Genomic DNA, 14,183 nt, shown 5'->3' on the forward strand with positions numbered 1-14,183 from the left:
GCCCATGTGCGCAGCTGGCCAGCTCAACGTCCAGACCGGTACCCCTCAAGGCGTCGGTCCGGACGAATCCCGCCAGCCCGCGGTTACCGGCACCGATTGCGGTGCCGGTGACACCATGTGCGTTGGCGTGATCCTCGGTTTCCCACCGGAGATCGCGCGGGAACTGCAGGCCTGGAGGGCATCCTTTGGCGATCCCATGGCTGACGTCATCCCCGCCCACATCACGCTTATCACCACCACGCCCACCCAGGACTGGGCCGCCACCCGGGACCACGTGCGCGATGTCGCCCGCTCGCAGGAACCGTTCACCATCACCATTTCCGGCACTGGTTCTTTCCGGCCCGTTTCGCCCGTGGTGTTCGTTAACGTCGAAGAGGGTTTTGAAGAGTGTGTACAACTGCACGAAAAACTCCAGACAGGTCCGCTTGAGCGGTTGCTTCCCTTCCCTTACCACCCGCATGTCACCGTGGCCCATGATGTTTCCAAGGAAAACCTCGACGAGGCCGAAACGGTCCTGAGAGATTACCGGGCAACCTTCCCAGTGGTTAGCATGGGACTCTACGAGCACGACACCAATGGAATTTGGCAGCTACGGGAAGAGCTCGACTTTGGCGGCGACACTGACAAAACGCAGCAGGCGGAATCAACATCCACAGGCGGACAATCCTCCGCTGCCAACTGAGCTGGCCAAGCTAAAACTTCAACTCCTTCATAAGCGGCAGGACTGGGGCCACGCCAAGCGCGCCGGTGAAGGCCTGCCGAAGAGGGCCGGTGCCCTTTTTGCCCTCCTGCTCGCAAGGCTGAACACCAACCGGGCCGTGCGATCCTTCCAGAACTACACCCGGCAGCACGGGCCACTTCTGAGTGCCGGGATCGGCTTCAACATGTTCTTCTCCGTCACAGGTCTCCTCACTACTGGTTTTGCCATCGCCGGGATCGTCCTGGGCGGCAACCCGGTGCTGGAAGACGCAGTCATTCGCAGTGTCGCCTCTGCAGCTCCGGGGCTCCTCCAAGTGAATGGCGGCGAAGGACTCGTCGACCCGCAATCGTTGCTCAATCCGTCCGGTCTTGGATGGACAGCCGTCATTGCGGCAGCGGTCACCATCTTCACGTCGCTTGGCTGGATTGCCAGCGTCAGGGAAGGCCTGCGGGGTGTGACGGACGCAAACCCCCTGCAACGCAGCCCCGTCCTGCAGAAATTGATCGACGCCGGTACGCTCCTGCTCCTTGGGGTGATCCTCGTGGTCAGTGCCGGCGCTTCCTTGGTCTTTGGCACGGCCGCTGCCTGGATCTTCGACCTTCTCAGGTTGGATGAAGCGGTCGCCGCGCCCGTGGCAGCCGTCGTCAAGGTGGTGGTCCCCCTCCTGCTGAACTGCGCGACGGCGGCCGTGTTGTTCCATATTGCAGGTGGCCTCAAGTTGGGGCGCCAAGCGTTCATCGAAGGAGTTGCGCTGGCTGGCATAGGTACCACGGTGCTTCAGTTATTCAGCACGGAACTCCTCGCCAGGGCAGGACACAACCCCGTCCTCGCCTCGTTCGCCATCATCATCGGCCTGCTCATCTGGTTCAACCTGGTAAGCCAGGTGTATCTCGTTTCCGCTTCGTGGGCCGCTATCCGCGAGGCGGACACTGCAGGCGGGGAGACGCCTCGCAAGAAGGTCCTGGGTTCACGCCGAACAACGCCCCGGACATAGGGGTCAGCGGTCCTCTTGGGTTCGCTTCACAAACACTGGAATGACGGTGACTGAGCCCACGTTGGGCAGGGAATGCGTCGCTGCGTGTTTGAGTTCGCCGGACAGTTTGGACAGCTCAGCAAGGTCAGTGAGGGCCGATGCGGGGACTCTGATTTCGGCGTGCAGTTTATGGCCGGACCATCTGAGCCGGGAGGTGGATTCGGCAGGGGCGTGCTTATGTACCACTGCTCCAAGTTTGTCAGTAAGGGCCGGATCGACGCCGTCCATGAGCCTGCGGCCGATGTCACGGATTGTTCCCAAAGCAGCACGCTGATGACAGCGGAGATCAACAGACCCACGATGGGGTCGGCCAGCGGGAATCCCAGCCAGATACCGATGACGCCGGCGATCACCGCCAAGGACGTGAAGCCGTCCGTGCGGGCATGGATTCCGTCGGCGACCAAGGCTGCTGATCCTATCCTTCGGCCGACTCGGATCCGGTAGATCGCCACGAGTTCATTACCGGCGAACCCGACCAGCCCTGCAGCCATAACCCACCCCAGGTTCTGAACTGGTTGTGGTGCGAAGAAACGGTGGATGGACTCGACGGCAGCGATGACCGCGGAGAGGGCGATCATGGCCACGATAAACAATCCGGCCAGATCTTCGGCTCGGCCGAAGCCATGGGTATAGGTGCGGGTGGCCGGACGCCGACCAAGCAGAAACGCAACCCACAGCGGCACTGCCGTGAGGGCATCTGAAAAGTTGTGCACCGTGTCGGCCAGCAGTGCCACCGAACCGCTAACCAAGACTATGGCCAACTGGAAAAGTGACGTGGCGCCGAGTCCGAGCAGTGAGAGCTTGACCGCGCGGATTCCTTCGGAGCTCGATTCCATCGCCTCGTCGACAGAGTCCGCCGAATCGTGGGAGTGGGGAAGGAAAACCTCCTTCAACCAAGCCTTGAACGTGCGGTGGTCGTGATGGTGAGAGTGGTCATCATCATGAGTGTGCTCGTGACCCCTGTGGTGTTCGCTTTCGCCGTTCCCGGCCCTCTGCCTGGTGGGCGTCGATGCCGTGGTGTGGTGCGGTGCCAATCGCGTGTTCCGCTTGGTGAATGGCATCGGCAACGAGTTGCCAGGCATGCCCGTCGGCAAGGCGGTAGTAGACCTTGGTCCCCTCTTGGCGTGTGGAGACCATCCGAGCGAGCCGCATCTTGGCCAGGTGCTGGGAAACGGCGGCTGAGCTCTTCCCGGCTTTCTCAGCCAAGGAACATACATGCCTTCCGGCCGACAACCGACCCCAAGGGCACTCCAAGCACCCGCGGTGGAACCTGTTTTCGTATGAACATCCCGACTGATAGCTTCAAACACAAACCTGTTGCGACGTCGGTGGGAAACGGCCGTCCCGTTCCTCACAGGAGGTGCTATGAATAGCCAGCTTTGGATCGCATGCCTCCTCGGGGCCGCGGCCGGACTCGTAGTCGGACAGCTCATCTTCAACTCTCCCTTCGTGGGAATCCTCGTAGGCCTCGGGCTGGGTGCCCTGGTTGGCGCGGCGGTCGGACCCCGCCGGGAATAATGCTGCGGGCGTCCTGGCTCAGGCTAGGGCGCTTGAACCAGGCCCTCCCACGCGACCGTCCAGTCGGCCGGAAACCCCGGGGCATGCCTGTTGGGTCCGTTGTCCCATCCAGCGGCCATCAACGCGACGGCAGCGAGGAGTCCGCCGTTCCCGGGCAGATACAGCGGCAGCGAATCCGTTTGGCGGTTATGCCCATTGGCCAGCACGGTGTTTTTTCCGGCGTCCAGCAGAAGGGCATCGACGGCGGCCTCGGGGTCCTCCAAGCGGGCGGCTGTCATGGCCATCACTGGGTAGTCCCACCCCCAAGTGCTTCCCCAGTCCCAGTCGGCAAGCACATCGGTGAGCGTTGCCCGCATGATCCCAGGGTCGATCAGGTCCGTCAGGGGCAGGACACCAAGCGCGCACAGCATCGACGGGTGGTCCGTGCGGATGGTGAAGGGCTCCACGTCGATCGCAGCGTACACGCCATCGATCACGCGGGGCGGCACCATGCCATCTGCCACGTCCGACCATTCCGGCACAGGTTCCAAACCCAGCCGATCGCGCCAGGCAATGGCTGTTCGCAGGCCCCACTGCCAGTAGGCCAACTCAAACGTGGGATTGGTGACCGTTGCCCGGATGGAGCCGTAGCTTTCCTGTGCAGGAATCAAGGGTGGCCCTAGCTCGAATCCGCGCTGCGTTGGGTGGGCGAAGCTGGCCATGAAGGCAGCTGACTCGAACACAATGTCCGCGAATTCTTCCAACACTTCACGGCTGGGGTTTGCCCGATATACGAGCTCGGCCAAATGAATGGGATGCGGCTGCTGCCAGATCAGGAATGTCCCGATCGGACTTGGGCTTTCCCTGCCGTCCGGTCCGGTCTGCTTGGGCCAGCGGACGCCGTCGAATCCCTGCATCCTGGCAGTCTGGCGGGAGTTTTCAAGCACCGTGGAGTACCACCGCAACGATGGCAGCAAGAGTTCTGTCCGGTTCCAGTGTGCAAAGTGCGCGGCGTGCCACCAGTGCATTTCCAGATGGAAGCGGCCTCGCCACGAATTGCAGACAAGTCCCGTTTCCTGGGGCGGCAGCGAGCCCGAGCAATTGACCGCAGTCAGGTACTGCGATAGAACAATCCGGCGCTCAAGTTCCTTTGCCCTGGGATCGTCGGTCGCATCAAGTTCGATCGCCCCGCCTGAGGACCAGAATCGCTGCCAATAGGCCTCGGATGCTGCGGTGACGCTACTGGCAGGTGAAAGCTCGACGCCGGTCCGGCCAGTGGCGTCAGGACTCACCGCTGGTGTCATGGCTGTTGGCCTGTTGTTGCCTCTTGGGATGCAGTCGCCATCTCCGGCGGAAAGGAAAGTGACGGAGAAGTCCAGCGCATCGGTGGCGTCCGTACCTCCGGCCGTAGCAGGGGCTACTCGGAGTTGGTGCTGTTCGGCCTGCTCCACTGTCAGGTTCTGGCCGGTGATCACCACCTCATAGCGGGCCGCATCGAGTTCCCGGCGGACTGTCCATGTTGCGCAGCCATCGTGCTCTTCGGACGTCACCGGGCCGTCGAGCGAGGTGGTGTGGGCATCGGGATTGTCCCAGTCCGCGGCGTCGTGCCAGGCCTCGGAGCCGTAAGGGAAGCTGATGCCTATAAGCAGGCCGGCGCCCAGTGCTGTCGACTCCACGCGGAAGCCGAGTTCGTCGCGGTCGGGGTGGCACGCCGTCGTGACCTTTATTCGGTGGCCCGCCAGCGTGAAGGCGCTGGTGACAATGCCCGTCCACAGGTCAATTGTTTGCTCGGGGTTCGCCACGTCAGCTTCGGTCAGGCCGCGTTCCGTCCCGTCCTGCACCAACCTGAAGCCTATCCGCGCCAGATCCAAGCGATGGGGGTTTGCCCTCAACCATGTCTCGGCAAGGGATGTATCCGTTTCGCGATCGTTGACGATGTCGCCCACCATGTCCACGTAGGGCACGGGGCCCCGGGGCGAGTCGTAAAGGACTGTGGAGCCCGCGAGTTCGTAGGGCTGGGCCGGTGGCACGGAGTGCCATCCCCACTGGGACTGTGTGCCGAGGAGTGTTCCCGGTGGCAGGTCGTCACGGTCCCAAACCGGGTAGGCCCCTGGCAGGGACTGGAGTCCAGTGACATCAACGGTGAAGGCGAACTCGCCATTGCCCACGGAAAGCGGGCTTCTGGGATCGAGACGTCTCTGATGCACATTGTGCCGCTGTACGAGAGCCTTCCGGTCGATTTTTCCGGTAATTGTGTGCACTCGCACGCCCTCCAGGTTTCGTGGTGATTGAAATAGTTAATGCTCATAACTATTGACGAGCATAAACCCTCTTGATACGTTTCAGGAACCGTTTTCTCAGACTTGAAGGAAGTTACCCAATGACGCGTAAATCTCTCCGTCGCATGCGAAAGTCAGTAGCATTCATGGCTGCCGTCGGCATGCTGGGCCTCACCGTGGCGTGCTCGAGTCCCTCGTCCAATCAGCCCCAAGACGGCCCTGTGGAAATCCGGTTCTCTTGGTGGGGCAACGCCGGAAGGGCAGAGCTGACCAACAAAGCCATCAAGGAATTCGAAGCAGCCAACCCGAACATCAAAGTGAAGCCGGAATATGGCGACATCGGTGGCTACTTCGACAAGTTGGCCACGCAAGTGGCTGCCAATGATGCCCCCGACGTCATCACCATGGGCGGCGCCTACCCGGCCGAATACGCCAACCGCGGTGCCCTCCTGGACCTCGCCAAGGTCAGCGGCCCACTGGATCTGTCCGCAATGGACCAAGGTGCCTTGGAAAACGGGCAGGTCCAAGGCAAGCAGTACGGCGTTTCCACCGGTGCCAATGCACTCGCCATCGTGGTGAACCCGGCGGTATTCCAGGCTGCCGGCGTTGCAGTTCCCGATGACAGCACTTGGTCCTGGGATGACTTCGCCAAGGTGGCCGCAGAGGTGACGGCAAAGAGCCCCAAAGGAACCTACGGCACAGCAACCGTGCTTACGCATGACTCGCTGGACGCCTTCGCCCGTCAGCGCGGAAAATCGCTCTACACCCAGGACGGCCAGCTGGGACTGGACAAGGACACCGTGCAGGACTACTTCGACTTTTCTGTGAAGCTCAGTGAATCGGGCGCAGCCCCCAGCGCATCAGAGACCGTGGAGAAGCTGAACGTCAGCACCGAGCAGACACTGATGGGCATGGGGCAGGCTGGCATGATGCTCACCTGGTCCAATTCCCTGTCCGCACTGAGCAAAGCATCGGGCGCTGGGTTGAAGCTGCTCAAGCTGCCCGGCGAAACACCCACGCCCGGCATCTGGCTCCAGTCCTCACAGTTCTACACCATCTCTGCACGCAGCAAGCACACGGATGCCGCCGCCAAGCTGGTGAACTTCCTTGTGAACAACGAGGCCGCAGCCAAGATCATCCAGAGTGACCGCGGCGTGCCCAGCAACTCCAGCATGCGCACTGCCATCCAGGACCTGCTGACACCCCAGGGCAAGGTCGAGGCCGCTTATATCGACCAGATCGGCAAGATGGATTTTGCCCCCACCTTTATCGGTCCCACCGGTTCAACCGCGGTCTCCGAGATCACCGCCCGCATCAACACAGAGGTCCTGTTCAAGCGGCTGACACCGGAAAAGGCCGCCGAGCAATGGCTCAGCGAAAGCAAAGCCGCCATCGGCAAGTAGGTGAACGCCAACGCGGGGTCACTTACGGCCCCTTCCAGAAGGAAACATGGGCCATAAGTGACCCCGGGTTGTATTAGGCGTCGCGGACTTCCAGATACGGATCCGCCCACGCGCCGATAATCCGCGCAACACGTGCCGCCTGTCCCTTGCCCGTCAGGAGGTGCTCACTGCCCTCCAGCGAAATGAAGCTCCGTGGATGCCTCGCAGTACGGAAGATCTCACTGGCGTTGTCGATGCCCACGGTGTTGTCCGTGGGGGAGTGCATCACCATCAAAGGCTTGTGGAGGGTGCGGATGCAGTCGCGCAGGTCAGCGCGTTCCACGTCTTCAACAAAGTGGCGGCGGATTTCCATGGGCCTGCCGCCCAGGTCGACCACGGCGCTGCCGTCGCGCAGGATGGAGTCGATTTCGGCGTCGAACATATGCTCAACGTGCTTTGGCTCGTAAGGCGCGCCCACGGTCACCACGGCGTTGAGTCCAGGGATATCGCGCGCAGCAGCCAGCACCGCGGCGCCACCGAAGGAGTGGCCCACCAACAAGGAGATTCCTCTGCCCTGCTCCCGCATGAAGTCGGCAGCGAGAATGGTGTCCGCCACTTTGACGCTGAACGAGCCTGCGGACCATTCTCCGGCGGAGCCGCCCAGGCCAAGGTTGTCGAACCGGAGCATGCCCACGCCCTGCTCGGCGAGCCCTTTGCAGATCCGGGAAGCAGCAGGGCTGTCCTTGCCCAGGGTCAGGCCGTGCGAGTACACGCCCCAGCCACGGACAGGGCCCTCAGGTACGTCCACGATGCCGGCCAGGGCATCGCCCGTGCTTCCAGTGAAGCTGATCTTCTCAGAGCGTGACACGCTGGTCTCCTTGCTTTTACGGCTACCGGCCGGGGCCCGGGTCAGCCAGGTCATTAACGACGACGGCGCCGTTCACCAGCAGTGGTGAGCGGCGCCGTCGTCGTGTTGTTCTTTGAGTGAACGGCCGGCTAGATCTTGCGGGCCAGGATGGCCTGCTTGACCTCGGCGATTGCCTGGGTCACCTGGATGCCGCGGGGGCATGCTTCCGAGCAGTTGAAGGTGGTGCGGCAGCGCCACACGCCTTCTTTGTCGTTCAGGATCTCCAAGCGCATGTCGCCGGCGTCATCGCGGGAATCGAAGATGAAGCGATGAGCGTTGACGATTGCGGCCGGACCGAAGTACTGGCCATCGGTCCAGAACACCGGGCAGGACGAGGTGCAGGCAGCGCAGAGGATGCACTTGGTGGTGTCGTCAAAGCGCTCACGGTCCTCAACGGACTGCAGGCGTTCCTTGGTGGGCTCGTGGCCCTTGTTGATCAGGAACGGCATGACTTCGCGGAAGGACTGGAAGAAGGGTTCCATGTCCACGATCAGGTCCTTCTCCACGGGGAGGCCCTTGATCGGCTCGACGGTGATGGGCTTGGACGTGTCCAGGTCCTTCAGGAGCGTCTTGCACGCGAGGCGGTTGCGGCCGTTGATGCGCATTGCATCTGAACCACAAACACCGTGGGCGCAGGAGCGGCGGAAGGAAACGCTGCCGTCGATCTCCCACTTGACCTTGTGCAGGGCATCCAGCACGCGGTCCGTGCCGTACATGGTCAGCTTGTAGTCGTCCCAGCGGGCTTCTTCCGAGATTTCGGGATCGTACCGGCGGACGCGCAAGGTGATGTGGAAAGTGGGGATTTCACCGTCGCCAGCGACACTCGCCGGAAGCTCGATCTTGGAAGCGGGCTCTGCCATTTCGGTAGTCATTAGTACTTACGCTCCATCGGCTCGTAACGGGTGAAGACAACGGGCTTGGTCTCGAGACGGATGCCCGCAACGGATTCGGCCGACGAGTCGACGGTAACGGAGGAGTCCAGGTAAGCCATGGAGTGCTTCATGAACTTATCGTCGTCGCGGTCCGGGAAGTCCTCGCGGTAGTGGCCGCCGCGCGACTCTTCACGGTGCAGTGCACCGACGGTCATGACCTTGGCCATGTCCAGGAGGAAGCCCAGTTCCACGGCTTCCAGCAGGTCCAGGTTGAAGCGCTTGCCCTTGTCCTGGACGGTGACGTTCTTGTACCGCTCTTCGAAGGAGGCGATGTCGCTGAGGACCTGTTCCAGGGATTCCTTGGTGCGGAACACCTGCATGTTGGCGTCCATGGTGTCCTGCAGTTCCTTGCGGATCTGGGCAACGCGCTCGGTGCCGCTGCCGTTGAGCAGGCCGTCAAGGATGCCTCGCGTCATGGCCTCCGGGTCCTCGGGCAGCTCGACAAAGTCGGCCGTCTTGGAGTACTCGGCGGCGGCGATACCGGCGCGCTTACCGAAGACGTTGATGTCCAGGAGTGAGTTGGTGCCCAGACGGTTGGAGCCGTGGACGGATACACAAGCAACTTCACCGGCTGCGTAGAGGCCCGGCACGATCGTGTCGTTGTCCTGGAGGACTTCGGTGGTGATGTTCGTCGGGATGCCGCCCATGGCGTAGTGGGCGGTGGGGAACACCGGAACCGGGTCCGTGAACGGTTCCACACCAAGGTAGGTGCGGGCGAACTCGGTGATGTCCGGAAGCTTGGCCTCGATGTGGGCAGGCTCAAGGTGGGTCAGGTCCAAGAGGACGTAATCCTTGTTCGGACCACAACCACGGCCTTCACGTACTTCGTTCGCCATGGCGCGGGCCACGATGTCACGGGGTGCAAGATCCTTGATGGTGGGGGCGTAACGCTCCATGAAGCGCTCACCCTCGGAGTTACGCAGGATGGCACCTTCACCACGTGCACCCTCGGTGAGGAGGATGCCCAGGCCTGCGAGGCCTGTCGGGTGGAACTGGAAGAACTCCATGTCTTCCAGGGGGATGCCACGGCGGAACGCGATGCCCATGCCGTCGCCCGTGAGGGTGTGGGCGTTGGACGTGGTCTTGAAGACCTTGCCGGCACCACCGGAAGCGAACACAACCGACTTGGCCTGGAAAACGTGCAGTTCACCGGAGGCGAGATCGTAGGAGACCACGCCTGCTACGCGCTTCTGCTTGTACGGGGTACCGTCCTCGCGTACTGCGTCTTCTTCGACGATCAGGAGGTCAAGGACGTAGTACTCGTTGTAGAACTCAACGTTGTGCTTGACGCAGTTTTGGTACAGCGTCTGCAGGATCATGTGGCCCGTACGGTCGGCAGCGTAGCAAGCACGGCGGACGGGAGCCTTGCCGTGGTCACGCGTGTGGCCACCGAAGCGACGCTGGTCGATCCGGCCTTCGGGCGTGCGGTTGAACGGCAGACCCATCTTCTCCAGGTCCAGCACGGCGTCGATGGCTTCCTTCGCCATGACCTCGGCTGCGTCCTGGTCAACCAGGTAGTCGCCACCCTTGATGGTGTCAAAGGTGTGCCATTCCCAGTTGTCTTCTTCGACGTTGGCCAGTGCTGCACACATGCCACCCTGGGCTGCACCAGTGTGCGAGCGGGTGGGGTAGAGCTTGGTCAGTACCGCTGTGCGTGCGCGCTGACCGGATTCGATCGCGGCGCGCATGCCGGCGCCACCTGCACCGACAATGACGACGTCGTACTTATGGACCTGCATACCAGATGCTCTCTCTTTCAAAAATTCAGATGGTCGGCGGAGGCTGTTCCGCTAAGTCAGGCGCAACCGGTTCCCTATAGGGCCGGCCGGCTGCGCCAGGAAGCCGCTACGGGGCCGGGCAGAAGCCGCCAGGCAGCTGGACGCCGTCGACGACGGGGCACGGGTTGAACGTGAAGATCACCAGGGTGCCGAGAATGATGATGACAGCCGTGGCGGCATAGAGGACTACCTTGAGCCAGAAGCGCGTTGAGTCCTTTTCCGCGTAGTCGTTGATGATGGTCCGGACACCGTTGGTTCCGTGCAGCATGGCAAGCCAGAGCATGGCGAGGTCCCAGAACTGCCAGAAGGGATCCGCCCACTTACCGGCGACGAAGCCGAAGTCGATGGCGTGGATACCTTCGCCCACCAGAAGGTTCACGAAGAGGTGGCCAAAGATCAGCACCACCAGGACAATGCCGGAGAGGCGCATGAAGAGCCAGGCGATCATCTCGAAGTTGCCGCGGCTGGAGCCCGTGCGGTTGTACTTCGGAGCGATTTTTCCACTGCGTGGGGATTCAATCGTTGTCATGGCTTAGTGGCCTCCCAGCGCGAGGGAAAGGTGGCGGATAGCGAAGCCGGCGAACGTGACCAGCCACAGCGCAAGCACGATCCACAGCATTTGGCGCTGGTACTTCGCGCCCTTCTTCCAGAAGTCGATGGCGATCACACGCAGGCCATTGAAGGCGTGGAAGATGATCGCGGCGACCAGGCCCGTTTCACCCAGGGCCATGAGGGGGTTCTTGTAAGCACCAATGACGGCCGTGTAGGCCTCAGGGGACACGCGCACCAATGAGGTGTCCAACACATGGACCAACAAGAAGAAAAAGATCACTACACCGGTAATACGGTGTCCAACCCAGGACCACATGCCTTCACGGCCGCGGTACAAGGTGCCAGCTGGTTTTGTCGGCACTGATTAAACCTTCCTGCAACACAGCGGCGCTGGCATGGGATCCACGCGGGGGGAACGCCTGCTGCGAGAGCACTCGTAGCTCACGCCTAAATCTAGGCTTCGCTACCAGCTTATTCAATTTAGGACGGGCTTCTCTGCTTGTTAATTCCATGTTTCCTGCCCGCATTTACGCGATATTTAGGCGATATTTGGGCAATTTGCCGCGCTTCGTGAGACGAAGGCCACATCCGAGGCGCACTGCGGGGCTTCGCAGCCGCGTCGGATAAAGTGTTGCGGTGAGTACAGAAGACGCGACATTCCCGGAATCGCCATTGAACCGCTTTCATGCGGTTATTCCGGCGGGCGGTGTGGGGACCCGGCTGTGGCCACTCTCGCGTGCCGCTGCGCCCAAGTTCCTCCACGACCTGACCGGCTCTGGCAGCACGTTGTTGAGGGCCACCTACGACCGCCTTGAGCCGCTGGCCGGCGAGCGTGTGCTCGTTGTGACGGGCGAGGCACACCGTGCCGCAGTCTGCCGGCAACTCCCCGAAGTGGGCGATGACGAGTTGGTGCTCGAAAGCGAGCCCAAGGACTCCGGCGCTGCTATCGGATTGGCCGCTGCCATTCTTCACCGCCGCGACCCGGACACCATCATGGGTTCATTCGCAGCAGACCAGGTCATCAGCCCGGACGATCTGTTCCAGGACACCGTGCGCGAGGCAATTTACACTGCTGCCACAGGCAAGATCGTCACGATCGGTATCAAGCCCACCCACCCCTCCACTGGATTCGGCTACATTCGCTCGGGCGCAGCACTGCACGTGGAAGGTGCTCCGAATGCGCTTGCCGTAGCGGAGTTCGTTGAGAAGCCCAGCCAGGAAGTTGCCAACAAGTACGTAGAAGCGGGGGACTACGTCTGGAACGCAGGCATGTTCGTCGCTCCCGTAGCGCTCATGCTCAAGCATCTCGAAGCCAACCAGCCGGAGCTGTTCAAGGGCCTCCAGGAAATTGCCGAAGCCTGGGACACTCCCCAGCGCGCTGAAGTCACGGCTCGCGTCTGGCCCTCACTGCCCAAGATTGCAATCGACTACGCGGTGGCCGAGCCCGCAGCGGCAGCCGGCGATGTCGCCGTCGTGCCCGGTACTTTCCGGTGGGACGACGTCGGCGACTTTGCCGCAATCGGGCGCCTGAACAACGCAGGCGACGTTGATGAAGTGACTGTGCTTGGCGAAGGCGCCCGTGTATTCGCCGAGAATGCGAGCGGCGTAGTGGTTTCCGACACCAAGCGCGTGATTGCCCTCATCGGGATCAAGGACGTGGTCATAGTGGACACGCCGGACGCACTCCTGGTCACCACCAAGGAACACGCCCAGTTGGTCAAGGGCACTGTTGACGCCCTGAAAGCCAGCGGCGATACGGACGTTCTGTAGCAAGCCCCTTATACCGTGAGCCACCTCTTTGGTTGTCCTGCGCCTGAACGCGGCGTAACCAAGAGGTGGCTTTCGTTCTTCGGAGGCCGTGGATGGCTAGAGTTGTGACGTGCGCAATTACACCACTGAAACTGAGCCGACCCCCGTTGTAAGTCCGTGGGTGGATGAGCTGCTGCCCGGACTCATCGATTTCAGGCGGGACTTGCACGCGCACCCTGAGCTCTCCTTCAAGGAATTCCGCACCACTGACAAACTCGTGGAGCGGCTCGAAGCTGCCGGACTCCAGCCGCGGCGCCTTGAAGGTACCGGACTCACCGTGGACGTCGGGGAAGGCCCCATCGCAACTGCTTTGCGGGGCGACATCGACGCTTTGCCCATCATCGAGGAAACCGGCCTGCCGTTCGCTTCGAAGAACCACGGCGTCACGCATGCCTGCGGACATGACATCCACACCACCACCATGCTCGGTATTGCCTTGGTGCTGCAGCGGATGCACAAGAACACTCCGCTGGGCGGGACTGTCCGCATCATCTTCCAGCCTGCCGAGGAGACCATGCCCGGCGGCGCTTTGTCCTGCATTGAACAGGGCGTGCTGGAGGGCGTGCCCCGGATCCTTGCGTTGCATTGCGATCCCCGGATCAACGTTGGCCAGATCGGCACCCGCATCGGGGCCATCACCTCGGCATCGGACACCATCAAGATCGAGCTCACGGGTCGCGGCGGGCACACGTCCAGGCCGCACCTGACGGAAGACCTGGTCTTCGCGTTGGCGCAGATTGCGGTCAACGTACCCGCCGTGCTCTCCCGTCGCGTGGATGTCCGCAGTGGAGTGTCCGTGGTGTGGGGCCAGATCTCGGCGGGTTCTGCACCCAACGCCATTCCCGGCACCGGCTACATGGCAGGCACCATGCGCTGCCTGGACCGCGATGCCTGGCACAGTGCGGGGGAGTTGCTGGACGACGTCGTGCGGCAGGTGGCCGCTCCTTATGGCGTGGACGTGCACCTGGAGCACACCCGTGGCGTTCCTCCCGTGGTCAACTCCGAGCATGAAACGGCCCTGATTGAAGCTGCGGCCCGTGCCGAACTCGGCGAGCACGCCGTGGTCCTGACGCCCCAGTCCATGGGTGGCGAAGACTTTGCGTGGTTCCTGGCCGATCTTCCGGGTGCCATGATGCGCCTGGGCACCCACACGCCTGGCGGAGAGGAATACGACCTCCACCGTGGCGACTTCATCGTGGACGAGCGCGCCCTCGGCTACGCCATCCGCGTCCTCACTGCGGCCGCGCTCCGCACGGTCCGCGACCTCCAGGACTAAACCCAACTAAGTAGCAGTTAAGGCCGTTTTGGACGCTC

General features: G+C 62.1%; 13 protein-coding genes and 1 pseudogene. 6 read left to right on the top strand and 8 right to left on the bottom strand.

The window, feature by feature from the left end; translation table 11 throughout:
• Positions 1–4 precede the first annotated feature (4 nt).
• Complete coding sequence (locus tag ACZ5G6_RS06595; protein ID WP_223936283.1) at positions 5–682, top strand: 2'-5' RNA ligase family protein; 678 nt, start codon at positions 5–7, stop codon at positions 680–682.
• Positions 609–1,694 (top strand): YihY/virulence factor BrkB family protein, encoded by a 1,086-nt coding sequence (locus tag ACZ5G6_RS06600; protein WP_498690294.1) that lies wholly within the window; start codon positions 609–611, stop codon positions 1,692–1,694. Before ACZ5G6_RS06595 ends, ACZ5G6_RS06600 begins: the two co-directional genes overlap by 74 nt.
• Positions 1,695–1,697: 3 nt before the next feature.
• Here the strand turns inward: ACZ5G6_RS06600 and ACZ5G6_RS06605 are convergent.
• A pseudogene (locus ACZ5G6_RS06605) lies at positions 1,698–2,569 on the bottom strand (cation diffusion facilitator family transporter).
• 103 nt (positions 2,570–2,672) lie between these two features.
• Entirely contained in the window at positions 2,673–2,939 is a 267-nt protein-coding gene (locus ACZ5G6_RS06610) for a hypothetical protein (protein WP_498690296.1), read from the bottom strand.
• A 159-nt stretch (positions 2,940–3,098) separates the two neighbouring features.
• On the opposite strand from ACZ5G6_RS06610, the gene ACZ5G6_RS06615 reads away from it, so the two are divergent.
• The gene (locus tag ACZ5G6_RS06615; protein WP_223936285.1) at positions 3,099–3,251 is read left to right on the top strand and encodes a hypothetical protein; all 153 of its coding nucleotides are present in this window, start codon (positions 3,099–3,101) and stop codon (positions 3,249–3,251) included.
• 23 nt (positions 3,252–3,274) lie between these two features.
• Here the strand turns inward: ACZ5G6_RS06615 and ACZ5G6_RS06620 are convergent, their stop codons facing one another.
• Positions 3,275–5,491: a hypothetical protein gene (locus ACZ5G6_RS06620; RefSeq protein WP_498690298.1), complete on the bottom strand. Its 2,217-nt coding sequence runs from the start codon at positions 5,489–5,491 to the stop codon at positions 3,275–3,277.
• A 119-nt stretch (positions 5,492–5,610) separates the two neighbouring features.
• Here ACZ5G6_RS06620 and ACZ5G6_RS06625 point away from each other — a divergent pair, with 119 nt between their 5' ends.
• Entirely contained in the window at positions 5,611–6,912 is a 1,302-nt protein-coding gene (locus tag ACZ5G6_RS06625) for an ABC transporter substrate-binding protein (protein ID WP_223936286.1), read from the top strand.
• A gap of 73 nt (positions 6,913–6,985) precedes the next feature.
• Here the strand turns inward: ACZ5G6_RS06625 and ACZ5G6_RS06630 are convergent, their stop codons facing one another.
• From ACZ5G6_RS06630 to sdhC, 5 genes are all read right to left on the bottom strand, one after another.
• Positions 6,986–7,759, bottom strand: coding sequence for an alpha/beta hydrolase family protein (locus ACZ5G6_RS06630; protein ID WP_223936287.1), 774 nt, complete (start codon positions 7,757–7,759; stop codon positions 6,986–6,988).
• Positions 7,760–7,887: 128 nt separating this feature from the next.
• Positions 7,888–8,670: a succinate dehydrogenase iron-sulfur subunit gene (locus ACZ5G6_RS06635; RefSeq protein WP_142939921.1), complete on the bottom strand. Its 783-nt coding sequence runs from the start codon at positions 8,668–8,670 to the stop codon at positions 7,888–7,890.
• The gene (sdhA, locus tag ACZ5G6_RS06640; RefSeq protein WP_223936288.1) at positions 8,670–10,469 is read right to left on the bottom strand and encodes a succinate dehydrogenase flavoprotein subunit; all 1,800 of its coding nucleotides are present in this window, start codon (positions 10,467–10,469) and stop codon (positions 8,670–8,672) included. Before sdhA ends, ACZ5G6_RS06635 begins: the two co-directional genes overlap by 1 nt.
• Before the next feature lie 106 nt (positions 10,470–10,575).
• Positions 10,576–11,037, bottom strand: a complete 462-nt coding sequence (locus ACZ5G6_RS06645; RefSeq protein WP_223936289.1) for a succinate dehydrogenase hydrophobic membrane anchor subunit — start codon at positions 11,035–11,037, stop codon at positions 10,576–10,578.
• A 3-nt stretch (positions 11,038–11,040) separates the two neighbouring features.
• Positions 11,041–11,376, bottom strand: coding sequence for a succinate dehydrogenase, cytochrome b556 subunit (sdhC, locus tag ACZ5G6_RS06650; protein WP_231343329.1), 336 nt, complete (start codon positions 11,374–11,376; stop codon positions 11,041–11,043).
• 320 nt (positions 11,377–11,696) lie between these two features.
• On the opposite strand from sdhC, the gene ACZ5G6_RS06655 reads away from it, so the two are divergent.
• A complete protein-coding gene (locus ACZ5G6_RS06655; RefSeq protein WP_498690301.1) occupies positions 11,697–12,830 on the top strand; it encodes a mannose-1-phosphate guanylyltransferase in 1,134 nt (377 codons plus the stop codon).
• A 109-nt stretch (positions 12,831–12,939) separates the two neighbouring features.
• Positions 12,940–14,145, top strand: coding sequence for an amidohydrolase (locus tag ACZ5G6_RS06660; RefSeq protein WP_223936291.1), 1,206 nt, complete (start codon positions 12,940–12,942; stop codon positions 14,143–14,145).
• Positions 14,146–14,183: the final 38 nt, after the last annotated feature.

This window comes from Arthrobacter sp. TmtSoilC51 (assembly GCF_055388015.1).

What these genes read in the sequence shown, in the direction of transcription:
- ACZ5G6_RS06595 (WP_223936283.1), top strand. Translation starts at nt 5, where the DNA reads ATGTGCGCAGCTGGCCAGCTCAACGTCCAGACCGGTACCCCTCAAGGC.
- ACZ5G6_RS06635 (WP_142939921.1), bottom strand. Translation starts at nt 8,670, where the DNA reads ATGACTACCGAAATGGCAGAGCCCGCTTCCAAGATCGAGCTTCCGGCG.
- ACZ5G6_RS06625 (WP_223936286.1), top strand. Translation starts at nt 5,611, where the DNA reads ATGACGCGTAAATCTCTCCGTCGCATGCGAAAGTCAGTAGCATTCATG.
- ACZ5G6_RS06615 (WP_223936285.1), top strand. Translation starts at nt 3,099, where the DNA reads ATGAATAGCCAGCTTTGGATCGCATGCCTCCTCGGGGCCGCGGCCGGA.
- ACZ5G6_RS06645 (WP_223936289.1), bottom strand. Translation starts at nt 11,037, where the DNA reads ATGACAACGATTGAATCCCCACGCAGTGGAAAAATCGCTCCGAAGTAC.
- sdhC (WP_231343329.1), bottom strand. Translation starts at nt 11,376, where the DNA reads ATGTGGTCCTGGGTTGGACACCGTATTACCGGTGTAGTGATCTTTTTC.
- sdhA (WP_223936288.1), bottom strand. Translation starts at nt 10,469, where the DNA reads ATGCAGGTCCATAAGTACGACGTCGTCATTGTCGGTGCAGGTGGCGCC.